Source organism: Pelotomaculum terephthalicicum JT, assembly GCF_022410535.1.
GTDB lineage: Bacteria > Bacillota > Desulfotomaculia > Desulfotomaculales > Pelotomaculaceae > Pelotomaculum_D > Pelotomaculum_D terephthalicicum.
Genome location: NZ_JAKNBL010000003.1, coordinates 1 through 22167, shown reverse-complemented (window position 1 = coordinate 22167; position 22167 = coordinate 1). Strand labels below are relative to the sequence as shown.

General features: G+C 52.1%; 25 protein-coding genes. All 25 read left to right on the top strand.

Going from position 1 to position 22167, the window contains the following annotated elements; genetic code table 11:
- Nucleotides 1-10: 10 nt before the first annotated feature.
- The 25 genes from L9W92_RS03685 to L9W92_RS03565 all read left to right on the top strand — a co-directional run bounded on the left by L9W92_RS03685 (nucleotide 11) and on the right by L9W92_RS03565 (nucleotide 21806).
- The gene (locus L9W92_RS03685; protein WP_240082399.1) at nucleotides 11-1258 is read left to right on the top strand and encodes a BaiN/RdsA family NAD(P)/FAD-dependent oxidoreductase; all 1248 of its coding nucleotides are present in this window, start codon (nucleotides 11-13) and stop codon (nucleotides 1256-1258) included.
- A 21-nt stretch (nucleotides 1259-1279) separates the two neighbouring features.
- Nucleotides 1280-1849 carry a YlmH/Sll1252 family protein gene (locus L9W92_RS03680; RefSeq protein WP_240082398.1) on the top strand — a complete coding sequence of 190 codons (570 nt, stop codon included), beginning with the start codon at nucleotides 1280-1282 and terminating at the stop codon, nucleotides 1847-1849.
- The gene (locus tag L9W92_RS03675) at nucleotides 1782-2081 is read left to right on the top strand and encodes a hypothetical protein (RefSeq protein WP_240082397.1); all 300 of its coding nucleotides are present in this window, start codon (nucleotides 1782-1784) and stop codon (nucleotides 2079-2081) included. The genes L9W92_RS03680 and L9W92_RS03675 overlap by 68 nt, the downstream gene beginning before the upstream one ends.
- Before the next feature lie 32 nt (nucleotides 2082-2113).
- Entirely contained in the window at nucleotides 2114-3910 is a 1797-nt protein-coding gene (gene pepF / locus L9W92_RS03670; protein WP_240082519.1) for an oligoendopeptidase F, read from the top strand.
- 34 nt (nucleotides 3911-3944) lie between these two features.
- A complete protein-coding gene (locus L9W92_RS03665; protein WP_240082396.1) occupies nucleotides 3945-4208 on the top strand; it encodes a hypothetical protein in 264 nt (87 codons plus the stop codon).
- Between the two features lie 225 nt (nucleotides 4209-4433).
- The gene (locus L9W92_RS03660) at nucleotides 4434-6593 is read left to right on the top strand and encodes an AAA family ATPase (RefSeq protein WP_240082395.1); all 2160 of its coding nucleotides are present in this window, start codon (nucleotides 4434-4436) and stop codon (nucleotides 6591-6593) included.
- Nucleotides 6594-6598: 5 nt separating this feature from the next.
- The gene (locus tag L9W92_RS03655) at nucleotides 6599-8659 is read left to right on the top strand and encodes an eCIS core domain-containing protein (protein WP_240082394.1); all 2061 of its coding nucleotides are present in this window, start codon (nucleotides 6599-6601) and stop codon (nucleotides 8657-8659) included.
- A 41-nt stretch (nucleotides 8660-8700) separates the two neighbouring features.
- A complete protein-coding gene (locus tag L9W92_RS03650; RefSeq protein ID WP_240082393.1) occupies nucleotides 8701-9375 on the top strand; it encodes a Pvc16 family protein in 675 nt (224 codons plus the stop codon).
- Nucleotides 9376-9504: 129 nt separating this feature from the next.
- On the top strand, nucleotides 9505-9732 hold the full coding sequence (locus tag L9W92_RS03645) for a hypothetical protein (RefSeq protein WP_240082392.1): 228 nt from the start codon (nucleotides 9505-9507) through the stop codon (nucleotides 9730-9732).
- Nucleotides 9701-10363, top strand: a complete 663-nt coding sequence (locus L9W92_RS03640; RefSeq protein ID WP_240082391.1) for a hypothetical protein — start codon at nucleotides 9701-9703, stop codon at nucleotides 10361-10363. The genes L9W92_RS03645 and L9W92_RS03640 overlap by 32 nt, the downstream gene beginning before the upstream one ends.
- A gap of 16 nt (nucleotides 10364-10379) precedes the next feature.
- Nucleotides 10380-10964: a CIS tube protein gene (locus tag L9W92_RS03635; RefSeq protein WP_240082390.1), complete on the top strand. Its 585-nt coding sequence runs from the start codon at nucleotides 10380-10382 to the stop codon at nucleotides 10962-10964.
- 11 nt (nucleotides 10965-10975) lie between these two features.
- On the top strand, nucleotides 10976-11269 hold the full coding sequence (locus tag L9W92_RS03630) for a LysM peptidoglycan-binding domain-containing protein (RefSeq protein ID WP_240082389.1): 294 nt from the start codon (nucleotides 10976-10978) through the stop codon (nucleotides 11267-11269).
- A 2-nt stretch (nucleotides 11270-11271) separates the two neighbouring features.
- Nucleotides 11272-12411 (top strand): phage late control D family protein, encoded by a 1140-nt coding sequence (locus tag L9W92_RS03625; protein WP_240082388.1) that lies wholly within the window; start codon nucleotides 11272-11274, stop codon nucleotides 12409-12411.
- 9 nt (nucleotides 12412-12420) lie between these two features.
- Nucleotides 12421-13071 carry a phage baseplate assembly protein V gene (locus L9W92_RS03620; protein WP_240082387.1) on the top strand — a complete coding sequence of 217 codons (651 nt, stop codon included), beginning with the start codon at nucleotides 12421-12423 and terminating at the stop codon, nucleotides 13069-13071.
- Between the two features lie 2 nt (nucleotides 13072-13073).
- Entirely contained in the window at nucleotides 13074-13511 is a 438-nt protein-coding gene (locus tag L9W92_RS03615) for a hypothetical protein (protein ID WP_240082386.1), read from the top strand.
- A gap of 23 nt (nucleotides 13512-13534) precedes the next feature.
- Nucleotides 13535-14305 (top strand): hypothetical protein, encoded by a 771-nt coding sequence (locus L9W92_RS03610; RefSeq protein WP_240082385.1) that lies wholly within the window; start codon nucleotides 13535-13537, stop codon nucleotides 14303-14305.
- A gap of 14 nt (nucleotides 14306-14319) precedes the next feature.
- The gene (locus L9W92_RS03605) at nucleotides 14320-14697 is read left to right on the top strand and encodes a GPW/gp25 family protein (RefSeq protein ID WP_240082384.1); all 378 of its coding nucleotides are present in this window, start codon (nucleotides 14320-14322) and stop codon (nucleotides 14695-14697) included.
- A 2-nt stretch (nucleotides 14698-14699) separates the two neighbouring features.
- Nucleotides 14700-15461: a hypothetical protein gene (locus tag L9W92_RS03600; protein WP_240082383.1), complete on the top strand. Its 762-nt coding sequence runs from the start codon at nucleotides 14700-14702 to the stop codon at nucleotides 15459-15461.
- Nucleotides 15428-16231: a baseplate J/gp47 family protein gene (locus L9W92_RS03595; RefSeq protein ID WP_240082382.1), complete on the top strand. Its 804-nt coding sequence runs from the start codon at nucleotides 15428-15430 to the stop codon at nucleotides 16229-16231. The genes L9W92_RS03600 and L9W92_RS03595 overlap by 34 nt, the downstream gene beginning before the upstream one ends.
- 12 nt (nucleotides 16232-16243) lie before the next feature.
- Nucleotides 16244-18619 carry an exo-alpha-sialidase gene (locus tag L9W92_RS03590; RefSeq protein WP_240082381.1) on the top strand — a complete coding sequence of 792 codons (2376 nt, stop codon included), beginning with the start codon at nucleotides 16244-16246 and terminating at the stop codon, nucleotides 18617-18619.
- Nucleotides 18620-18622: 3 nt separating this feature from the next.
- On the top strand, nucleotides 18623-18817 hold the full coding sequence (locus L9W92_RS03585) for a hypothetical protein (protein ID WP_240082380.1): 195 nt from the start codon (nucleotides 18623-18625) through the stop codon (nucleotides 18815-18817).
- Nucleotides 18818-18969: 152 nt separating this feature from the next.
- Complete coding sequence (locus L9W92_RS03580; protein ID WP_240082379.1) at nucleotides 18970-19137, top strand: hypothetical protein; 168 nt, start codon at nucleotides 18970-18972, stop codon at nucleotides 19135-19137.
- A 71-nt stretch (nucleotides 19138-19208) separates the two neighbouring features.
- Nucleotides 19209-20798, top strand: coding sequence for a DUF6519 domain-containing protein (locus L9W92_RS03575; protein ID WP_240082378.1), 1590 nt, complete (start codon nucleotides 19209-19211; stop codon nucleotides 20796-20798).
- A 119-nt stretch (nucleotides 20799-20917) separates the two neighbouring features.
- Nucleotides 20918-21100: a hypothetical protein gene (locus L9W92_RS03570; protein ID WP_240082377.1), complete on the top strand. Its 183-nt coding sequence runs from the start codon at nucleotides 20918-20920 to the stop codon at nucleotides 21098-21100.
- A gap of 142 nt (nucleotides 21101-21242) precedes the next feature.
- A complete protein-coding gene (locus L9W92_RS03565) occupies nucleotides 21243-21806 on the top strand; it encodes an REP-associated tyrosine transposase (RefSeq protein ID WP_240082376.1) in 564 nt (187 codons plus the stop codon).
- Nucleotides 21807-22167 lie beyond the last annotated feature (361 nt).

Sequence of the window (22167 nt, the reverse complement as noted above, 5' to 3'; positions counted from 1 at the left end):
GTTTTTGAGCATGTCTGTAGTATCATTGACGAGAGTCGCAGTGATCGGCGGCGGGGCTGCGGGCATCATGGCCGCTATTGCGGCCAGGCATGCGGGGGCCGGTGTAACGATTCTGGAAAAGAACCAGCGGGTTGGCAAAAAAATTCTGGCTACCGGAAACGGCAGGTGCAACCTGACTAATGTCGGCCTCGAAATTACAAATTATCACGGAAAAGACCCGGAATTCGCCAGGGAGGCGCTGAGCCGGTTCAATGTGCGGAAAACCATAGATTTTTTTGAATACCTTGGCATAACCCATAAAGTAGAGGATGGCGGCAAGGTTTTTCCCTGTTCCGAGCAGGCTTCCAGCGTGCTTGACGTAATGCGTTACGAACTGGATGAAACCGGCGTGAAGGTAATTTGCGAGGCTGATGTTAAAGAGATCAGGAAAAACGGGCGGGAGTTTGTTGTTAACCTGGCGGACGGGCGAGCAATCCATGCTGACCGGGTTATTATCGCGACCGGCGGGAAAGCGGCCCCGCAGCTTGGTTCCAACGGGAGCGGCTATGTCCTGGCCGAAAATTTCGGGCACAAGATTATTAAGCCATTCCCTGCGCTGGTGCAATTAAAATTAGCGGCTAAATTTTTAAAACAGGTCAAGGGGATAAAATTCGCAGGATATGCGGAGATTATTGTCAATAACCTGCCGGTTGCCGGCGCGCGCGGGGAAATACTGTTTGCCGAGTACGGCGTTTCCGGCCCGCCAATCCTCAGTCTGAGCCGCAAAGCGGGCGAATATATGCAAAAAAATCAAAAAGTGCACCTGAAGTTAAGTTTAATCGACTATCTTTCCGGGCGGAAACTGGAAGAGTACCTGTCCAGGCGTTTGCAAACGAGGCCGGAAAAACCCCTGGCTTTCAGCTTCGTCGGATTTATTAACAAAAGGCTGGCCCCCGTTGTTTTGCGCGAGGCCGGGATTGCCGATGCAAACAAGCCGGCGGGCCGGATTACCGCCGGGGAACTCGGCAATATAGTCAGGATTCTTAAGGACTGGCGTTTTGAAATAACCGGCACCACTTCCTGGCTGAACGCCCAGGTTTCCGCGGGAGGCGTGGATGTCGCGGAGGTAAACGCGCAAACCCTGGAGTCAAAGATTGTTTCAGGACTATACTTTGCGGGAGAAGTGCTGGATATTGACGGCGACTGCGGCGGTTTCAACCTCCAGTGGGCCTGGTCGTCCGGTTATGTGGCGGGTGAAAGTGCGGCGGCCAGGTTATGAAGAAACGGTAGGGAACAAGGCATGCCGGTTGATCATAAAGAATCGTTGCTTAATTTGGCCAGAAACGCGGACGAAAGGCTTTTTGCCGCGCGATGTCTTGACTATGTCCGCGCGGTGGTGAAAGCGAAAAAGGCTGTTGTGCTTACGGGGTTTCTTGATCCCGGTCAAGCGGGCCTGCTGGAGGATATCTGCCAAGGGTTCGGAGGCGCGCGAGCCCTGCTCTGGGGCGGGTACCGGGAGGCGGAACGACGCCGGGCGCTGGTAGTGGCTGAAGATAATCAATGGTATGAAGAAGACTACAAAGTGGGAATTTTACAGATAGTGCCTTTGCGGACGGACAGTCTGCCCGGTCACCGCGATTACCTGGGGTCCTTGACGGGTTTGGGAATCAACAGGGATAAAATAGGTGATATTGTCCGGCAGGAAAAAGGCGCGGCTATTTTTGCCGCCAAAGAAATATTAGCTTTTCTAACCCAAAATTTGCATAAAGTCGGCCGGTACCCGGTAACAGTACAGCTATTGGATGAAGCCGGGTTTATATTCAGCGCGCCGGAACTGGTCGAGAAAGTGGTTACTGCCGCCTCGCCTTGACGCGCTGGTCGGCAAGGCTTTTAACCTGTCGAGAGCCGATGCAACAATACTGGTGCAGCAGGGGAAGGTTTTTCAAAACTGGCGCCAGCAGGTCAACCCGGCAAAACCGGTTGCCGCGGGCGATGTGATCTCTTGCAGGGGGCGCGGGAGGTTCCGGGTGCTTAGATGTGCCGGTATGACCAAAAAAGCGCGCGAAAAATTTATTTTGGGATTCGCTCCCGAATACAAATAATTATGTGGAAGGAGGTTTATATTTTGAAGAAGATGGGCAGTTTGCCAACCAGAAAGGAAATTCCGGAGCAGTACAAGTGGCGGCTGGAAGATATATACGCGACTGATGAACTGTGGGAGCGGGATTTTCAGCAGATTCAGAAGATGGCCGGTGAGGTTGAATCTTATAGAGGGAAGCTCGGACAGTCGGCAATAACCCTGCTGGCAGTATTACAGGCGGAGGAGCGCCTGCAGGAGCTCATGGAAAAAGTTTATGTTTATGCCCGCATGCGCCGGGATGAGGAAAACAGCAATCCTGTCTATCAAGCGTTGACGGACCGGGCCGACAGTCTGAACACCAGCGTGGAAGCAACGCTTTCCTTTATCGTGCCTGAGATACTGGCTATCCCCGCAGACGTCCTAAAGCGCTTCCGGCAGGAAGAAAGTGCCCTGGCGCGCTATCATTTTGCCCTGGATGAAATTCTCCGGTTCGCGCCGCATGTCCTGTCCGCGGCAGAGGAACAGATCATTGCCCAGGCGGGAGATGTGATCCAGGCGCCCGCCAATATTTTTAAAATGATTAACAACGCCGATCTCACTTTCCCTTCCATCCATGACGAAGAAGGGAAAGAAGTGGAGGTCACCCACGGACGTTATCTTCAGCTAATGGAAAGCGGAGACCGCCGGGTCCGGCAGGAAGCCTTTGCAGCCCTTTACTGTTCTTACCGGAAATTAAAAAACACCCTGGCTGCCACGATCAGCAACAGTGTGAAAAAAGACGTGTTTTATACCAGGGTGCGGAAATATCCTACCACCATGGAAGCAGCCCTCTTTTCCGACAACATCCCGCCGGCCGTATACGATAACCTTATTGCCACGGTGCGGCACAACCTGGGTTCCATGTACCGTTACGTGGCTTTACGGAAAAAGCTGCTCGGGCTGGCCGAGTTGCATATGTATGACCTGTATGCTCCGATGGTAAAGGATGTGTCATGGGAAATCCCATACGGGGAAGCTGTGGCGCTGGTCCGGAAAGGACTGGCCCCGTTGGGCGATTCTTACGGGGAAACCATGGCCCGCGGGCTGACTGCGGGGTGGGTGGATGTTTATGAGAGCAAAGCTAAAACCAGCGGCGCTTATTCCTGGGGACCTTATGGGGTGCACCCTTATGTGTTGCTGAACTACCAGGATAATCTTAACAGTGTTTTCACGCTGGCGCACGAGCTGGGGCACGCCATGCATTCCTATTATTCATACCGGGAACAGCCGTACGTCTATGCTCACTACAAGATTTTTACGGCGGAAGTGGCCTCTACGGTTAATGAGTCTCTGCTGATGGCTCACCTGCTTAATATTGAAACCGACCGGAATAAAAAGTTGTACTTGCTGAACCATTATTTGGAGGAATTCCGGGGCACGGTTTTCAGACAGACCATGTTCGCTGAATTTGAAAAAATTATCCACGAAAAAGTTGAAGCCGGAGAAGCCCTGACCCCCGCTCTTCTAAGTGAAATATACCGCCAGTTGAATGTCGACTACTACGGACCCGGTATTGTTGTCGACGAGGACATAGACCTGGAATGGGCCCGCATTCCTCATTTTTATTCGGCTTTTTACGTGTACAAATACGCCACGGGCTTCTCCGCCGCTACTTCGATAGCGCAGCAAATCATTGAAAAAGGAGAGCCGGCGGTTTCCCGTTATTTGAATTTCCTGAAAATGGGCGGTTCTGGTCACCCGCTTGATTTATTAAAAACCGCCGGGGTGGATATGACCACGCCTCAACCGGTGCAGGACGGGCTCGATTTATTCACCAAACTTGTGGAACAGATGGAAACAATGACATCTTAGAATTTATTTAATTATTTATGGAAGGCATTTTTATATGGCTGGTATAACCCAATCTGAATTAATAAAAATTCAACGGTTGGTCGGCCCGGTTGAACAGGGACAGCTTATTCATGTGGATTGTTTCGCCGGTGAGAAGGTAGGTGTGTTTATGCCGGTGACCGGGCCTTGCTATTACGCAATTTCGCCCCGGCATAAACATCCTTCTTATATGTTCACCCTTGCTATTAATGACCGGACTGCTCTAAAGATTGGTGAAGATATTATTCAGTCTCCGCCCAGCATCCAGGCTTTTATTTGATGAGTTTTTATCGCGACAGATTATCTGTCGCTTTTTTGTTATCGGTAATTGGCCGTCTCAAGCCCTGCTGAACAATTGAAGTTTACCAATAGTAGAAAATTATACTAAAAACGTTAATTATTTTTAATATTTACATTGCTAAAGTTATATTATAATTTATTAAATTTAGTTGAAATGGTAAATAATAGGCAGAAAATCCACTAATTTAAGGGAGATAAGTTGGGCTTGAAAGGACTTTTGACATCTTTGGGCAGGCTGGATCGAGTGATTGAGAAAGCAATAGTCCTGGCAGAGGCAGCCTATGGAACCCAGGCGGCTGCCGACCCCTTTCGCGGACTCCATATCAGCCCGGATGAAGCAAGGCGCTTGCTTGACCGTGAGCCCGGCGCGCCGCTGCTTTGGTCCGGGGATGAATGTGTCAAGGATTCTCAACACCAATCATATCTAGAAGGTTCCCGCATTGCATGGCTGAAAGACGCCTTTGGGCTTTCCCACTTTGACATGGATATTATCATTATCGCCCTTGCCCCCGAGCTCGACACGCGGTACGAGCGTCTTTATGCCTACCTTCAAGATCATGTGGCACGCCGGAGAGCCAGCGTCGGTTTAGCGCTCAACCTGCTGTGTTCAACGGTCGAGGAGAAAATTGAGAAACGCGCTCACTTTGCACCGGATTCTCCTCTGGTCGGTAAAAATCTGATTCACCTGATAGCGGAACCCAATAATCCCCAGCCATCTCTCCTGTCACATTACCTCATGCTTGATGAACAAGTCACAAATCTGATTTTCTTCCAGGAAGGATTGGATTCACGGTTATCTCCTTTTTGCGAATTTACATATCCGTCTATCGGGATGGGGAGTGTGCCATTGGAAGTCGAATCGAGACGCGCTTTGCTTTCTCTTACGGCCCATGCCCGCCGGAAGCGGCAGCAATTACACCTCTATTTCCAGGGGCCCCGTGGTGCAGGCAAAAGGATGGCCGCGGCAGCGCTGGCCTTTGAGACAAGCATGCCCATATTGGTCGCCGACCTCTCCACAGTGTACAGGGAGCCCGGCTTCGCGAATTTGCTTAAGATACTGCTTCGCGAGGCTTGGTTTAAGGATGCCATACTCTGCCTGGATGAAATGGACGCATTATTCAGCGATGAAAACGCGGCACCCTGCAGGCTGTTGCTTAAGGCGCTGGCAGAAGACAGCGGCATTACCGTGTTGGTGGGAACAAAACCGTGGGTATGGCACGGATTCGGGCCGGGAGGGGTGGTAACAGTGCCTTTCACCACCTCTGATTACGGTTGCCGGCGCAGTTGCTGGAACGAAAGTCTCAGGGCGGAAAATATTTCGCTGGATGAGAGTGAACTTGATGCCCTCGCCAGCCGCTTCAAGTTGACGCGGCATCAGATCGCGTCCGCGGTAAAATCCGCCAAGAAGTGTGCCTGTTGGAACGCCGCCACGGCGACAGGCGATGGCAGGGACGGTATCGACGACAAGCCGGCCATGAAGGATATTTTCACCGCGGCGCGTGCCCAGTCCGGATACGAGCTGGCGGCGCTGACTCGAAAGGTTGACGTCAGGTGCACCTGGAACGATATCGTGCTGCCGCAGGAAGCCATGACCCAATTGCGCGAGATTTGCCGGCGGGTCATATACCGCCACCGTGTGCTGGGAGAGTGGGACTTCGACTCGAAACTATCGCTGGGTAAAGGAGTAAACGCCCTGTTTTCAGGACCGTCCGGCACCGGCAAAACCATGGCCGCCGAGATCATCGCCAAAGAGCTTGGACTCGACCTTTACAAGATCGACTTGTCCGGCGTGGTAAGCAAATATATCGGAGAGACGGAAAAAAATCTTGACCGGATCTTCACCGCTGCGGAAAGCGCCAACGCAATACTCTTTTTTGACGAGGCCGACGCGCTGTTCGGCAAACGCTCCGAAGTGCGGGACGCCCATGACCGCTACGCGAATATCGAAATATCGTATCTGCTGCAAAAGATGGAGCAATACGAGGGCGTAACCATACTGGCCACCAACCTGCGCCAGAACCTGGACGACGCCTTTATGCGGCGGATGGCTTTTATTATTCACTTCCCGTTTCCTGACGAAGAAAGCCGCTGGCGCATCTGGGCCGGCATCTGGCCCAAAGCAGTGCCACTGGCGGCAGATGTTGAACTGGAGTTTCTGGCGCGGCAATTCAAGTTGAGCGGCGGGAATATCAAGAATATCGCCCTCGCGGCATCCTTTCTGGCTGCCGCCGACGGCGGCGAGGTAGCCATGGAATGCCTTATCCAGGCAACGAAGCACGAGTACCAGAAAATGGGCAAGACTTTATCCGAGACCGAACTCTATGGCGAGATGAAAACACCGCAAATTCGCGGTAACGGGAGTTAGTTGCAATGGCGGGACCTGTTTCCAGGAAATCCGAAAAAGATAAAAGCGCCGGTAAGGTCCAGGGATACGTGCCGGAGAGGGACAACCGTGCCGGATCATTCGATCCGTACGCAGATATTATGGACCTGCAGCATATGGCTGGCAATCAGGCAGTTAGCCGGTTATTGCAGTCCGGTACGAATATTGCGCCGCCTATTTTACATGAAGTTTTGCTTTCGTCCGGATGGCCGCTTGACCCAATCACCCTGGCTGATATGGAAGAGCGCTTCGGGCATGATTTCAGCCAGGTGCGGGTGCACACGGATGCCCGGGCGGCTAGGTCGGCGCGTTCGGCTAGTGCCCGGGCTTACACCATCGGGAAGGATTTAGTCTTCGGCGCCGGGCAGTACGCGCCGGCCACAACCGCCGGAAAGCGGCTTCTAGCCCATGAGTTGACACATGTGGTGCAGCAATCAGGTTCTGGAGTATGGAGTGGACCGGCGCCTGGCAGAGACTCTGAAGCAGAACAGGAGGCTTGCCGGGCAGCTGATGCTACCGGCCCGGTCCAGGTCCAGATGCGCAGCCCAATAGGGCTTGCGCGTGACGTTTCGGAGCTGCCGCTTGAGAAGAGCCCAGACGGAAGAGCATTGGAATCGCTTTCGGATGAAGAACTGGTTTCCAGTTTTAAAAATATTGGCTTTTGGCTGAGGCGTCACTCGGTGGTCGAACTGGCTTATGCCGCCCAACAGGACAATTTCAAGCGACTGGGTATTGAAATTCTTCGCAGGATCGTGCAAAGGGACCTGCGAAACAATCTAGGCAAGCCGCCTGAAATTGATATAAATGCTGCAATGGAAGAGATTGAAAGGCAAAAAAAGACCTTGGTTATGGGTGAGTTTCACGGCCATTTTTACCAAATGACGGAATTCGAGGCAGCCACTTTCAAGGCAAACATTATTAAATCTGAACAAATGGAATTGTTACGGACAATAGCCTCAAGTCCGGCGGCTTCGATTGCCTCTGTTTTTTACAGTGATCCGAGAGTGATTAATCTATTTGCTAACCTTGAGGGGATTCTGTTCGCGGCTGGAGGAGGAAAGAATCAGGGCCGTTCCACTAACCGGGATTTAATGAACCTGAAAGATCTCCCAACTACCATTCCTGTACTTGAACTGCCGCCGAAAGCTGTAGAGCGTCCAGTCATCCGCGAGGTACCGGTACGTTCAACTGAAACAGAGGCGGGGGGCGGCAAGCTTGACGGCAGGACCCCGGTCCCCGGCCGCAGTGAAGTGTCTCCGATTACAGTGGTAGTTGAGGATACGCCGGTATCCCGGCCGGTCGGATCAAGTTCTAAAATGCCGGACACACCGAATTCTTCCGGAGTTGCCCCAAAAGCTACGGCCGGCAGTGGCTATCACCCCCGGCCCGGCGAACGAACTGAGACCAAACAAGAATGGAAGAAAAGAAAGGGGGCGGAACGATGGGCTAAGAGTGTGGAGAAAGCGTTTGAAGGTGACATCGTTGAAAAAGCCTCTGTGCCCAGGGTCACCGGAGGCAAATCCGAACCCCGGATTGAGGGCAAGCGGGTGCCGGGCAAGCCCAAACCAAAACTGGATATTGATAAGGTGCCTGTACTTCCGGGAGAAAATCAGCGACAAGCTGCAGCCCGGATCCGGGCGGTGATCGGGAAAAAAATATCCGACCATCCCCGTCTGGAAAAGCTATGGAATGACGCAAAGGCAGAGATCCTCAAGAAAGAGACCCTCACCGAGAACAATTACGAGGAGCTATATAATCGTACGCGCGAAGCGTTCTACCGGCGTATACGTAAAGATCCTGCGGCCAAGAAAATTTTTAGTGATGCCGGGTTTAGCCTGCCCGAGGGTAAACAAACTGCTCCGGTGCTTTCGGGGGTTGGCTCGGGAATACCGGTTGAAGAAACACGCATCAGTCTCGATCACGTGCAAGAAAAAGCCCAGGGCGACAACTGGAAAAAAGCGCTGGATGCCGATAATCTGCGATTTGAGTTTGCGCGCCCCAATACGGAACGAGAGGTTAAACAAATGCGCCACCCGGAATTACGTTGAACTGAGATGCCGCCAACCAGGGGAAAAGAGGGCAATACTTTATGATCCATCACTTTAGCCTGCTTCTGCGTAAGCTGTTCGAGAAAAACCAAAACCTCGGGCTGCAGGCCGGCCAGATTGGCTTCGAGCCGCCTGACGAAAACTGGCGCAAGTATGTGGGCGGTTTGCAACAACGAGCGGTCAATATTTACTTGGCAGATTTGCGGGAAAACCACGGCATGCGTTTGAATGAGGGGTTGCGCCAGGTCCGAAACGGGGTTGTCAGCCAAATGCCGGCGCCGCGGTGGCTGGATTGTCATTATCTAATTACGGCCTGGGATCCTGTCGCTCCGGACATAGCCCACGGGGTGGAACCGGCGCTGACGGAGCACGCCATTTTGTCGGCGGTGTCGGCCCTGTTGATGGACCTGGAGACGGAGTCGCTGACGCCGCGCCAGATTTACGCTCCGGACCCGTTGCCCGTTGACTTTCCCCAGGTATTGGCTGACGCCGCGCTGCCGGTTATCGTCCTGCCGGGAGAAGGCTTCCCCAAATTGGCCGAATTCTGGGGCACCATGGGCGCCGGGTATCGCTGGAAGCCGGCTGTTTACCTGATAGCGACGCTGCCGGTAATAAGGCCGGAGGGTCCCGTCGGTCCACCGGTCACGACCCTGATCACGAACTATGGGCAAAAGATTGGCGAAAAGATCGAAACTCATATTCAGACAGTCCCATAGAGGTTCGCGCCGGTTCCCGGGGGACCGGTGTCATCAAGCATGACGCGAGTATTATGACGTGAGTACCTAACTAGTCAATGTCACATTCGGCCGGGGGGAGATATTAGGCCGGGAAAAGGAGGAGATTTAATGAGCTACAACGTAGGGTTGAACATCGTTGAAACAGATGGCCGGGCAACGCCCAGCATTCAACCGGCCCAGACGTCGGTCGCCGCTTTCATGATCCTCTCCGAACGCGGGGTGCCTGGAGAAGTGTATCAAGTGGTCAATTGGAGCCAGTTCAAGGAACATTTCGGCTCATACAAAGCGGGAGCCAACGGCGCCTATGGGCAGTGCTTTCCCACAACCCCACATTAAGCCGCAGCTTTCGTTGCCCCATTCGAGTGCGGCGCGGCAGACAGACGACTTGTCTGTACCGGCAACAGACAGGCGAACCGAGCCAGGCGCGGGAGTGAAGGACGGGCCGCCGCTGGTTTCCGTCCGCTCGTATGGCTCAATGCCGCTGTGCCTTGCGAAGATGGCCCCGTTAGGGGGACCTCCAGGTTTTTTCATGGGTCTTGCACCCGGGTTTTTTCCGGTGGCTTATAACCGGATCATGGCATGCGTAGCGCCTGGACACAGGGCAAAATATGCAGATCTCTTGTCCCGAAGCTTGCCGGAAGCGGTCGACACTCCGGCAATGCCGCCGTTGCTGCCATTACCTGAACATAAGCTGCATGGCGGCCGTGAGACAGTTGCTCCTGGTCTCATGCACTTGCCTGGGCTAAGCCTGGTGCTGGAAACAATCAGGCATACGATGAAGCGCGAGGTGGCCGCGGCCATAAGGCAGCGGGAAGAGGAGCATCAATCACTCGCGTCTAACCGAACCAGTGGATTTGATACAACGACGGCAGAGAATCTTGTGAGCGACAATCTTGTGCGGCTGTTCATGCAGAAAATGCGCAAGCTGGCCGAGGAGGAACGCTTCAGACTGGGCCTGCTGCGCTGAAGAGAGGAGCATGGGGATGGTCGAAAAACAGGTGCTGCGTGGTTTTCTCGCCAATGTAGAGGTTGTCCCGCCATTGATTGTCACATTTCAGTTCAACCCGGAATCCATAAGCGACAACAAGGCTGTAAACTACGCCGAGCGCAATACATGCCTGTGTGAAGATACGCCGGGCAAGGTATACACCGGCGGCGGCGAGCGGACGATCTCATTCGATATAAAATTGCATGGTCTTGAGCAAGGAACAAATATGCTCAACCCGACGCCCGTGGACAACGGCATAGCGACGGAGTTGGCCAAGCTGCGCTCCTTCATGTACCCCAAGGCCGACGCCTGGGCAACGATAGGCAGCGGCGAGGAAGGCAAGCGGATCAGCTCGCCGCCTACCTGTGTTTTCGGTTTCGGAACAAAAATCCTGGAATGTGTCGTAACCGGCATGAGCATCACCGAAACGCAGTTTAACAGTGCCCTTGCCCCGGTAAGGGCGGAGGCGAAGATCACGCTTTCGGTCATCGAGGAAAAGGACAATAAGCTTTATACCCTGGACAAGGCGCACCGAAACGCTCTGTCCGCTCTTGGAATCCAAAATATAAAACCGTTTTAGAAGAGGTAACTATGCCTGTCTCCATTTATTCAAGGTACTACGGACTGGATACGGTCAAAAAAAATGGATGGGTGAGTTTGGCTCAGCGTCCCGCCGCCCCCTCCGAGGCTTACCCGGACAGTATTATTCATACGGTAGTGGGGAATGAAACTTTGGACCAACTGGCGGCGCATTACTATGGGCGCGAGGATCTGTGGTGGCGCATTGCCGATGCCAATCCACTCAGGTTTCCCCTGGACTGGCAAGCCGGCGATACCCTCGTTATCCCGCCCATCCGGGTAGCCACGCGCACGCCGCGGAGGTGAAGGTGAAAAACGACCTGTATTATCGAATATCCATCAAGGCCGGCAGCGCGTCCTACGATTTGTCCAATGACCTGTCTTCCCTGACGGTTGAAGAAGGGAGTGCCGGGCCGGACAAGCTCACGATAGAGATGACCGATCCTTTTAAAGTATACAGCCATGCCCTGCAGGAAGGGATGCAGGTCGAGACGGACCTGGGAACGGTCAACGATCATTCGGTCATCTTCCGCGGCCGGATTTCCAAGGTTGAAGGGAGCTTCCCCCGGCATGGCGTGCCGAAGCTCAGGCTCCTGGCCTTTGATAGGAGCATGAACATGGGAATGCGGAAAAGAAACCGTGTCTGGACCGATACTACGCTGGAAAAAATCGTGAAGGATATCGCGGGAGCATATTTCGACACCGGCAATATTAGAGTCGATTTAAAGGGGAACTCGAATTTCTCGGGCAACGGCATCCGCCAGCAGGATGAAACAGACCTGGCATTCCTACTCAGGCTTGCGGCAGCATATGGCTGTGAGATGTTTGTGGTGAGCGGTGAACAAAAGGATGAGCTCTATTTTAAGGCGTCGTACAAGATCATGAAATCAGATCCAGAAGTGACACTTTATCACGGAAGAGCCGGTGTCGCCAACTGCCTGCTCACTTTTGAGGCGACCGTCGATGCGGCCAAGATCCAGCTTCCGCGCGTTTTTGCCGGCACCGATTTTGACACCGGGCAGTGTATTCAGCAGGTGACGGCGCCGGTTGAGGATGTGGGAGCCACCGCAGACCTTTTCACGGACGAGAACCTGACTCAGTTCTACAGCCGCTACCCGGCCAGGGCTTTGTCGATAAAGAACCTGCTGTCGGCCGCGAGTATCGTTCAGCAGCGGCTGCGGGACGAACTTGGGAGCGTGGAGCGTGAGATTACGCCGGGCTTCACCACGCAGGATGAATTGAACAAGCGGGCCGATAATCAGTTCAGCACCAGCATCCGCGGCATGCGCGCAAGTGGGAGCGCTTCCGGCAACCACCGCATCCATGCCCAGTCCACCATCAAAATTGCCAATGTGGGCGGCCGTTTTTCCGGGACATGGTATTTGTCTCAGGTGCGGCATGTGTTGAATAAGGAAGGCTATCAGACCGAGTTTCAATGCCAACGGTAAGAGGAGATTATGTTCGAAACAGAAGAAAGCAGAATAGAAAACAGTACAAAGAAATATTTCGGCAAGTATCCGGGAGTGGTGTTGAGTAACGATCCTCCCCAGAACGGCCCCCACCGGGGCGAGCTCCTGGTCGAGGTGCACGGCATCCTGGAAGAGACGCCGGACGGCAAGAGCCAGCGCCCCATCCAGGTTATGGCTAAACCGTGCTTTCCGCCGAGCTTTTTCTTCATCCCCGAAGAGAAAGACAATGTATGGGTGGAATTTGGCGCCGGCGACATCAATAACCCCATCTGGACCGGGGTCTGGTATCCGCAGGGAAAGACACCCAACACCGCGGACGCCCAGGCGCCGGCAAAGTTTCAAAAGATCATCCGTACTGCTTCCGGGCAAGTAATTCAACTGGATGACAGCGATAAAAATGAGAAATTGGTTATCCGCGATGAAAAAAACAACAGCACGGTAACCCTGGATGCAAATGGAATTACGGTCGAGTGTGCAGACAAGACTGTCAGCATCACCTGCAAAAATATGGAAATCCACGGCGATGTGAATATCGACGGCAAGGTGCATATTACAGGCAATACGGACGTTGATAATGTTCTAACAGTGGGCACGGGCCCGAAGACGACCATAAAGTCCAACGAGATTACCGGAGGTTGAAGATGGGTGACCTTAAACTGTCCGGGCTGCTAAACCTGGCGGGTAATTTAAAGCTGACCGGGCGCGATGGCGGCAAGGTGAAGGTGAATGAAATCGAGGTTGTTGTTGAGACGCAAAAAGGCCAGGCGGGAGCGTCGCATGGCCAGGCCCCTGCTCCGGTGCCTATTCCGCCTCCACCCGGCTCACCTACGGACCCGGGGCTGGATGTCTGGGTATTCAAGTCCTTCAACCCGACAGTTAAAGCCAACGGGAAAAATATTGTCACACAAGGCATATGCGCTCAGGGCAATCCCGGAACTGCGACTTGGCCCGGTATGGTACAGACAAGCATTATGAATTCTACTGTTACTATTAACCGGATTTTTATCAATTTGCTCGGCGACATGTGTATCATTCTTCCCACCGGCGCGCCTGTCCCGATAAAAGTGAGCGGGCAGTAAAAGAACCATTATATGGAGGAGATATGCCGGCAATTTCTTTAAATATACTTGAACCCGCCAGTGACACAGGTTACTTCGGTTCTCCGGCGGTTACCTTGCGAGGGGCTGTGATTGAGACTCCCAAGGAATTGGAGAACGTGATCCTGTATTACCGGTGGTATTCCAGCATTAATATTGAAGCGAGATTAGACCACTACGCAATCAACGAAACAGCCTTAACGGACCCCGGGACCCCGTTTTCAGCGTTACTCGGAGTAGGTTCCCATATAATAACGTTTGCTGTTAGCGACCGCCCGGGTCAAACAGCGGCGGAAATGGAAGCAATGCGGCATGGAGGTGTCACCGGCGGCTTCGCAGGGGATGCCAGATGTGTGATTCATGTTTTCAAAGCCAAGATAATAGCGCCGGTTGAGAACTCAATCCTTCATAAGAATAATGAGACCTTGATAGCGGAGGCTCCACTTATCTGGGGTAGGGTCAAACCGGGCACAGACCCGGTTCAGTTTGAAATGAATGCGGAATACGACAAAGTCGACCGCTTAAAATATCGCTGGGAGTTCGTTCCAATAGGTTTATCTGATGGGCGGCAGACCGTCAATTTCATCCCAGCCAAGAATGAGTATATTTTCGAAGAATATGTTTTAGACCAGAACTCGAAGTTGATGGTCATACGTTATACCGGGCCTTTGCCTGACAACCTGAATGGCGATTACCAGATGATCCTGCACGTTGAGGATCGGGAGAATAAACTTGGAGGGCATCAGGCCACGATCACCAATTGTTCGGTTATCTAACGGGGGCATGATAAATGAGCGAAGATATTTGCGGCTTTTCTTTTCCTTTCCGCATCGACTCGTCGGGCCGGGTGGCCCAGACCAGCGGGCCGGAAAAACTGAAGGAAAATATCAAGCACATCCTGTTGACCGGCATTGGCGAGCGGGTGATGCGCCGCGACTACGGCGGCGGCCTGCGCCAGCTTGTCCATGACCCCAACAACGACGCGCTACGGGCGATAGTGCAGCACCAGATTGCCAAATCAATTGGACAGTGGGAGCCGAGGGTGCAGGTACAGGGTGTGACGGTCACGCAGAAGGATGGAATGTTCTCCATAGAAATCCTTTATGTGATCGGCCATACACAACAGCTGCAGAGTCTATCGGTGCCCATCGGGCTGGGAGGTATCTGAGCATGAATAAACTTAACGGGCAGAACGGAAACGACACAACTAACCGTCCTAATATTAATTATACGGACAAGGATTTTGATTCACTGCGCGAAGCGCTGCTGGCACTGGCCGCGCAAAAGCTGCCGGGCTGGACGGATCACTCGGCCAACGATCCGGGCGTCGTGCTGCTGGATCTGTTTGCCTACATGGGCGATTTAATCCTCTACTACCAGGACCGGATTGCCAACGAGAGCTTTCTGGATACCGCCGTGGAAAGGCGCAGCGTGATCAACCTGCTGCGTCTGATCGGGTGCGAGCTGCGCCCTCCGCAAGCAGCCTCTGTTGATTTGACTCTGCTTTTCAAACCAGATATTAAACCGGACACCGGAACGGTTACTATTGATACCAAAGCTGAGTTCAAGACTATAACCGGTGCCGCCGGAGGTGAGTCGGTCAGTTTCCGGTATGTGCGGCAACCCTTGACCATAGACCTCGCATCGCTCCCCCAAAAGCAGCATACCGACGGCAAAACGTACCGCTTTTACGACAGTTTGCCGGTGATTCAGACGGATGCCGTCATAGAAATGGGAGAAAGAGAAATCGTGGGTTCCTCTGACTATAGTGCCGGTCAACGTTTCAGACTTGCGAGAACGCCCCTTATGGTCGATTCATTGGAAGTTTATGTGGACGGGGAAAAGTGGGAGGCCGGGAAACGCTCTTTTACAGCGACTCCGCCGGCAAGCATTACGTTGTGCGCCGCGACGAGTCGGATGTGGCTTGGATAGAGTTCGGCGACGGCAAATTTGGCAGTATTCCGCGTAAAGGGACAAACAATATTACTGCCACCTACCGGGTCGGCGGCGGGGTCAAGGGGAACGTTCCGAAAAATTCCATTTTCAAGGTAAGTAATATAGGAGACCCTGGTTCCCACCTCCAGTTGGTCTTCAACCCCGATGCCGCGTCCGGCGGGCTTGAGCATGAGGATTGCGCCCAGGCAGTTCTGCGGGGGCCTCAACTGTTTCGCGCCCGCAGCCGGGCGGTGACCGCGGAGGACTATGAGGCGTATGCCAGGGATTTTGGAGTGGCCAAGGTGAGGGCGCGGGCAGCCAACTGGAATACTGTGGAGTTGTATGTCGCTCCGGCTGGGGGAGGCAGGCCGAGCGATACCCTCAAAGAAGATTTGCGGCTCTACTTTGAAGACAAAAGAATGCTTACCACCATTCTTGAAATTGAAGAACCGGTATACGTGGGAGTATTGATTGAAGGAGATTTGTTTGTAAAGTCCCAATATTTGAGAGAGTTCGTCCGGGAAAGGGTCGAAGATGCCGTGAAAAGCTTGCTTGCGTTTGAAAATGTGGATTTTGCCCAGGTTTATACGTCAGCAAGGTTTACGAAGTTATTGAAGCGATTGATGGTGTCGAAGGCGTTACCATCTCCAGATTCGAACGGGTCTCACCTCCCCCGGAGGGATTGGATCCAAAGCCTGTCTGGGGTGTGCTGCGCTTTGATTGGAACGAGATACCACTTGTGTCCCAAATTTATTTCACAAGTGTAACGGGAGGCCGGAGTGGACGTTGAACTTCAAGCCAGGGCAAACCTGGGCGGACAGCGGATAGATCTGGACTGGAACTGGCGGACATCCGGGCAGGAGTCCACACGGTTCAGGCTGCTGCGGCGCGAGCGGAGATATCCTGCCAGTCCAAACGACGGCGTATGTGTGCTTGACATGGGTGTTCCCGTTGATACCGATCCGCATCGAGTCCCACGAACGTATCAGCTTGACGCGGGCATGGCGCCCGGGAGCAGCGGGATTCTTGCCGAGGTGGAAGACCCCGGCAGCGGCGACCTTGCATACTCTTTCTCGGTAGCGGACAGGGGGCTCGCCGAAGAGATTTATTACTACACCCTTTTTGTTGGTGAGGAGCCGTCTGTCAAACCGGTTGCCCGCGCATCCGCGACGGCAAGCGGGTGCTATGGCTTGGCCGAGCAGCTTTACCGGCTCCTGCCCGGGGTGCACCGCGCGTTTGATGAGCCGTTGCCTGCCGACAGGGAGCAGGGAGCACTGCGCAAGTTTCTCGCGGTTTTCGGCGCGGCGCTGGACTATTTGCGGAGCCGGGCCGAGGGCTTGTGTGGTTTGCACGAAGTGCTGCAGACACGTGCCGATCTGCTGCCTCACCTGGCCCAGTGGATCGGCTGGGATTTGGACCTGACCCAGGACGAGATCGCGCAGCGCATGGAGATCCTGTTCGCTCCGGAGTTGTACCGGACAGTCGGCACCCTCCCCAATATCCAGGCGCTGGTAAATCGCGTGACCGGGTGGGATTGCCGCATCAAGGAATTCGTTCACAATGTCTGCCTAAGCAATGCGCCTGAAACAATTCATCTGTGGGATATCTGGGAAGTCTCGCGCAACAGTGCGGGCACAGCATGGTTAACGCCCGTGCGGCGCACTGCGGCCGAAAATTATGACGGACGCCCCTGCTGTGTAAGGGACGCCGGCAGCAATACTTGGCTGTTCTGGCATTCCAGGCGAAGCGGCGGGCGCGGCATTTGGTGTCAAAGCCTTGATGTCCCCGGCGCCGCTCCGTGCCGGATAGAACTATGCGCGCCGGACGATGCCGGCAGCCTCCTGCTAAACGCCGGAGCACCGTCGGTTATCTTAGCCGGCAAGGATCTGTGGCTGTTTTGTGAATCCGGCCAAGCGGGGAAACGCGAGGTCTGGTGTGCGGCGAACCTGTCACCCGGTTCCCTTGGTAAGGAATTATCCGACAAGGCTTCTACATATCCCGCTCAGAACCTGTCATTGCATCCCGCGGATGATGCTAATCCGGCCGCGGTGACATTAGGTGACCAGGTCTGGGTATTCTGGCAGTCGAACCGTCGCGGTCCGACCGACATCTGGGCCAGGGTCCATAAAAACGGCCAATGGGGACCGCCCAAGAGAATTACTACTGCCGGCTTTCGCCATCGGGTTCCCGCCGCCGTTGTCGACAAGAATAATACTCTCTGGCTCTTTTACTGTGAAGATTACCATAGCGAAGAAGGAGTTTCCTGCCGCTTGCGTTGCCGGACTTTCGACGGCCGTGCATGGACTGAAAAGGAAGATGCCGGCACAAACGGGCCATGCGATGAATCACCTGCCGCGGTTGTCCGGGGGGACAGCATATGGCTGTTCTGGCATACCCGGGACGCTAAAGGCCACTGGCAAATCAGGAGCAAAACTTTTAATGGGACGAAATGGGCAAAAAGCGTCCAGGTCGCTGACCATCCCGCGGCGGACAAGGAGCCGGCGGCCCTGGTGGACTCGAACGGGAGGGTCCGTGTTTTCTGGCGTTCCCAGCGCCGGGGTTATTTTCGTATTAGCGGACAAGCTCAAGGCAGCGAATATCCTCTTCAGTCGTGTACCGTTGACACGCGCAACGCAGACATGCTGGAACATGTCCACTTACAGAAGGAAGCATTCAAAAATCGGGTGCACTACACTTATGACATACGGGTGCACGATGCCGGCCGGACGGGCATCAATAACGGCGCATGGTGCGCGCGGGATACGGTGGGCGTGTATCTGACCCCGGATATACTGGACGCGGAGCTGATTGCCCAGGGCCAGGAGCTGGTCAGGGGCTTGATCCAGAGATTTCTCCCGCTGCAGACGCGAATCCTGTTTGTCATAGAACCACCGGTTGTTCTCGAGAAAGTTTATACTTATGATTTCCCCGGCGATGAGCCGCAGGCATTCATCGGAGAGCAATATGTCGATATATTGGAGCGCGTTGAGCAATATGACGGGCCGGGTGAAGATTATGCAGATACCTTGCCGGACTGGATCTGGATGTGTGTCTGGAGTGAGTCCAGTCGTGAGCACAGAACAGTGGATTTTAAAGTTGACCCGATTATCACACGATACCGGACCTGGCGAGCGGGCTTAAAAAGTGGAGGTTAAGACATGGAAAACATTGGAGGAACACTGCGCGGTATGTATCGCGACACCCTGTTCAACGTGGAAAACAAGTTGGTTTTTGACAGCGGATGGATATCCAATACCATTGTCGACAATGGCCGCATCCTGCTGGCTGCCTTTATGAAAGGGGAGCAGAATATAGGTGGGATCAACTGGATGATGGTGGGTAAGGGATTTTAGAGGTATGGGGCAGCAGCCCGGAGCAGCCAACAACTTCATTAACTAATCTTGAGAACCCGTATCAAAATAAAGTTAAGATTAACCCGGTAAAAGATATCTCCTATCTGGATGACGAAAACAATAAAACCAACCTGCCCACACGGAAGCTGGAGGTGCGGGCTGTCCTGGGGCAGGATTTTCCGGAAAAAGACAAGACAAGTGATTTGCGCGAATTTGGGCTTTTTAGCAAGGATCTGCGCATGATCAATTGTGTGCGGCATCCGTTGATACAGAAGGCTGCCTCGGAAACATTGATCAGGGTGGTGCGGCTGTTTTTCTAGCTACGCGGATAAGGCTCTGTGTTTACTAAATGGGTGGAAACTTAAATGCACAGTAGGCGAGGAGGAAGAATATGGGCAATTTCTCGAGAGATACGTTTAAACTGACCAACACTATATACCAACAGATCACCGGAGAAGCGGTCAAGAACCCAATGCATTATGTTGGCGTCAGGCTTCAGCAGGGCGTGCCGCTGGTTGATGCCGATTGGAATGAACTGGAGGACATCAGGAAGTATGAACAGCGGGCTTTCCTCAAGTGGCTTGTCGGTGACGGCGTGCCACAAGGGAATGATGGGTTTTGCATCAAAGATCCTAAAGCTAATGACTTTACAATCAATAATGGGGTTTGTTTCGTAAATGGTTGGGCAGTAATCAATATTGTTAAAACACAATATACAAAGCAAGATCTATATAATAATGATAAACTGGCTGATAAACGGGGCGTTGATCCACTGCCTGCTTTAAATATGGGACCTGGCCAATATACAGTATATCTTGATGTGTGGGAAAGGGAGGTTGGCAATAAGAAAGACGACAGGATTGTCAATGACGCTATCGGCATAGAAACATGTGTACGCATTAAGCGGGAATGGGTTGTGCGAGTGGAGCAAGGGGATCAAACTCCTTCCGCGAAACCAGATCATGTACATTATAAGCTTGCTGTTTTAACAGTATCATCAGTAGGATCTGTTACCGTTACCGATCTTCGTCGTACCGGCTTGGTGATATTGTCAGAAGAAATCACCATTAAAAACGGCAAAGTCGGCATAGGTACAACAACGCCAGACAAGTTACCTTTATGCATTTTGTCATCTGATGATCTTTGGGGTTCGGGAATATCGCTTGATAACAGACTGGCGGCAGGCGGGAAAAGGTATTGTATTACCTCAAACCGCGGCAGGCTTTCAATATCAGATATGGATAACACCGTGGATCGATTGGTCATCGATGGTCACGGCAATATCGGCATTGGGACGACGACGCCAGAATGTAAGTTGGAAATAAATATAGAGTCCAAAGACCAACCCGCTCTGCGTCTGACTGGTGCCGGACCAGGCTGGGGTGCCGCTTTAGAGTTAAACGATACGTCAACGGCAGGGAAAAAGTATGATATTTTTAGTAGAGGCGGATATCTATTTATAGAGGATAACGTGGCGAATAGATTGGTCATAGATGATAACGGCAATATCGGCATTGGAGTGGTAAACCCACAAGCTAAATTCCATATTACCGGGGGAGACCTGAGATGGGGAAACAACAGCTGTTTAAGAGAAGATCAAGGTGGAAGCATCGAACTAGGGGGGGACCGTTCGACTCCTGGAAAAGGAACGCCGTATATTGATTTTCATCATTCAGGACTGACTCAAGATTTTAATACAAGAATAATTAATGACGCCGACGGAAGACTGTCAGTGATAGCTCCTGTGTTCTATATTTCCGGCAATGTCGGCATTGGGACGTATCCGCAGGGGGCTCTACATGTGAGTGTTACCAATGATACTCCATTCATGATAGAGGGGGCTACCTACGTAGGTGCTCTAGACCATTCCCCGAACCAATCCCTTATATTTCTGAATGCAGGTCCTAGTGGTGTCGTGTTTGGCTATAAAGATGGCAATGGAAAAAAATACAAAGCTGTTATACCAGTTACAGCTTTGTAGAGAAATAACATAAGACCACAACTTGGGTAACGTTTAAAAGAAACTCAAGTCTGAAACTTTAGTTGTGAACAAATTAGATGAACTGGTTTTATTAAAGAAAATATTTTGGGGGGGATTTCATGAGAGAACAATTAGAGCAGCGTCTCAAGGAACTCAAAGCCGAATTCGAATCAGGTCAGAAAATGCTTGCCGACTTGGAGTCACGTCAGACGAATATGAGGACTGTTCTCCAGCGTATCAGCGGAGCCATTCAGGTCCTGGAAGAAGAATTGGCAAAAGCAGGTTATTCAGTTGAAGAGTAGATTGTCAAGGGGGATTGTCAAGGGATGTCAAGGGACGATGTCAAGGGGACGATGTCAAGGGACGATGTCAAGGGACGGTTCTTTTGACATTAGTCCGGACATTAGTCCGTTTTTTATTATAATTCTCCATAGAGGTGGTTTGATGCCAAGAAAGGCTAGAATCCTGAGCGAATCTGAAGTATACCATGTAATGCTAAGGGGCAATGAAAGGAAAGATATCTTTCTTGAGGAGGAAAATAAGCAAAGAATTATTGATACGCTTTTAGAAAAAAGGAAGAAGAGCGGCTTTAGTTTATATGCTTATTGTGTAATGAATAACCATGCTCATTTCATAATAAGGACAAAGGATGAACCAATATCAATAGTTTTTAAAAGGATTGGGACAAGCTATGCATACTATTACAATAATAAACATAATAGAGTAGGGCATGTTTTTCAAGATAGATTTAAAAGTGAGAATATCGCAGATGATAAATATCTGATTACTGCAGTCAGATATATACACAATAACCCTGTAAAGGCAAGAATATGTCAGTCAGCAATGAATTATAAATGGAGCAGCATAGATTTATATTTAAACTACGAAAAGGGACTTTTATTATTACCCGAAATAAGTGATGTATTAAGTATTTTTAGTGATGATATTTCTATAGCTAAAACGAAGTTTATTGAATTTATGCATATTACGCTGAGAAAAAACACCTAAACCGCCGAAGTTGAACACTTAGACCGTTTTAATTGAACAGTCTCTCCGCAGAAACTGTACATTGATAGCCAAATAACCACATGGTATACTCATAATGCTTTTACTCATAAGCAGGATAGGGCAACACTGAGGAGTGACCCGAGCGGCTTATGAGGTTTGCGGGGAGAGTGATGCCGGTAGGTGTCGCTCTTTTTATTTAAAAGCAACATTACACCACTCTCCTTGGAAAACTAAGCGATAAACCTCGGGAGTTTGAGGGCAGAGCCCTCAATAGCCGTAAGGCTGTTTTGCATTAGCTGCCTGCAATACCCTTTCGTTCCCGCATGGAGGTTTTACCCTCAATAAAAATGTTATAAGAATC

Excerpts from the sequence above, each read along its gene's own strand:
- L9W92_RS03570 (WP_240082377.1), top strand. The coding sequence starts at position 20,918 with ATGAGAGAACAATTAGAGCAGCGTCTCAAGGAACTCAAAGCCGAATTC.
- L9W92_RS03600 (WP_240082383.1), top strand. The coding sequence starts at position 14,700 with ATGAATAAACTTAACGGGCAGAACGGAAACGACACAACTAACCGTCCT.
- L9W92_RS03585 (WP_240082380.1), top strand. The coding sequence starts at position 18,623 with ATGGAAAACATTGGAGGAACACTGCGCGGTATGTATCGCGACACCCTG.
- L9W92_RS03640 (WP_240082391.1), top strand. The coding sequence starts at position 9,701 with ATGGGCAGTGCTTTCCCACAACCCCACATTAAGCCGCAGCTTTCGTTG.
- L9W92_RS03575 (WP_240082378.1), top strand. The coding sequence starts at position 19,209 with ATGGGCAATTTCTCGAGAGATACGTTTAAACTGACCAACACTATATAC.
- L9W92_RS03635 (WP_240082390.1), top strand. The coding sequence starts at position 10,380 with ATGGTCGAAAAACAGGTGCTGCGTGGTTTTCTCGCCAATGTAGAGGTT.
- L9W92_RS03615 (WP_240082386.1), top strand. The coding sequence starts at position 13,074 with ATGGGTGACCTTAAACTGTCCGGGCTGCTAAACCTGGCGGGTAATTTA.
- L9W92_RS03665 (WP_240082396.1), top strand. The coding sequence starts at position 3,945 with ATGGCTGGTATAACCCAATCTGAATTAATAAAAATTCAACGGTTGGTC.
- L9W92_RS03645 (WP_240082392.1), top strand. The coding sequence starts at position 9,505 with ATGAGCTACAACGTAGGGTTGAACATCGTTGAAACAGATGGCCGGGCA.
- L9W92_RS03655 (WP_240082394.1), top strand. The coding sequence starts at position 6,599 with ATGGCGGGACCTGTTTCCAGGAAATCCGAAAAAGATAAAAGCGCCGGT.
- pepF (WP_240082519.1), top strand. The coding sequence starts at position 2,114 with ATGGGCAGTTTGCCAACCAGAAAGGAAATTCCGGAGCAGTACAAGTGG.
- L9W92_RS03675 (WP_240082397.1), top strand. The coding sequence starts at position 1,782 with ATGAAGCCGGGTTTATATTCAGCGCGCCGGAACTGGTCGAGAAAGTGG.
- L9W92_RS03605 (WP_240082384.1), top strand. The coding sequence starts at position 14,320 with ATGAGCGAAGATATTTGCGGCTTTTCTTTTCCTTTCCGCATCGACTCG.
- L9W92_RS03685 (WP_240082399.1), top strand. The coding sequence starts at position 11 with ATGTCTGTAGTATCATTGACGAGAGTCGCAGTGATCGGCGGCGGGGCT.
- L9W92_RS03680 (WP_240082398.1), top strand. The coding sequence starts at position 1,280 with ATGCCGGTTGATCATAAAGAATCGTTGCTTAATTTGGCCAGAAACGCG.
- L9W92_RS03650 (WP_240082393.1), top strand. The coding sequence starts at position 8,701 with ATGATCCATCACTTTAGCCTGCTTCTGCGTAAGCTGTTCGAGAAAAAC.
- L9W92_RS03630 (WP_240082389.1), top strand. The coding sequence starts at position 10,976 with ATGCCTGTCTCCATTTATTCAAGGTACTACGGACTGGATACGGTCAAA.
- L9W92_RS03565 (WP_240082376.1), top strand. The coding sequence starts at position 21,243 with ATGCCAAGAAAGGCTAGAATCCTGAGCGAATCTGAAGTATACCATGTA.
- L9W92_RS03610 (WP_240082385.1), top strand. The coding sequence starts at position 13,535 with ATGCCGGCAATTTCTTTAAATATACTTGAACCCGCCAGTGACACAGGT.
- L9W92_RS03620 (WP_240082387.1), top strand. The coding sequence starts at position 12,421 with ATGTTCGAAACAGAAGAAAGCAGAATAGAAAACAGTACAAAGAAATAT.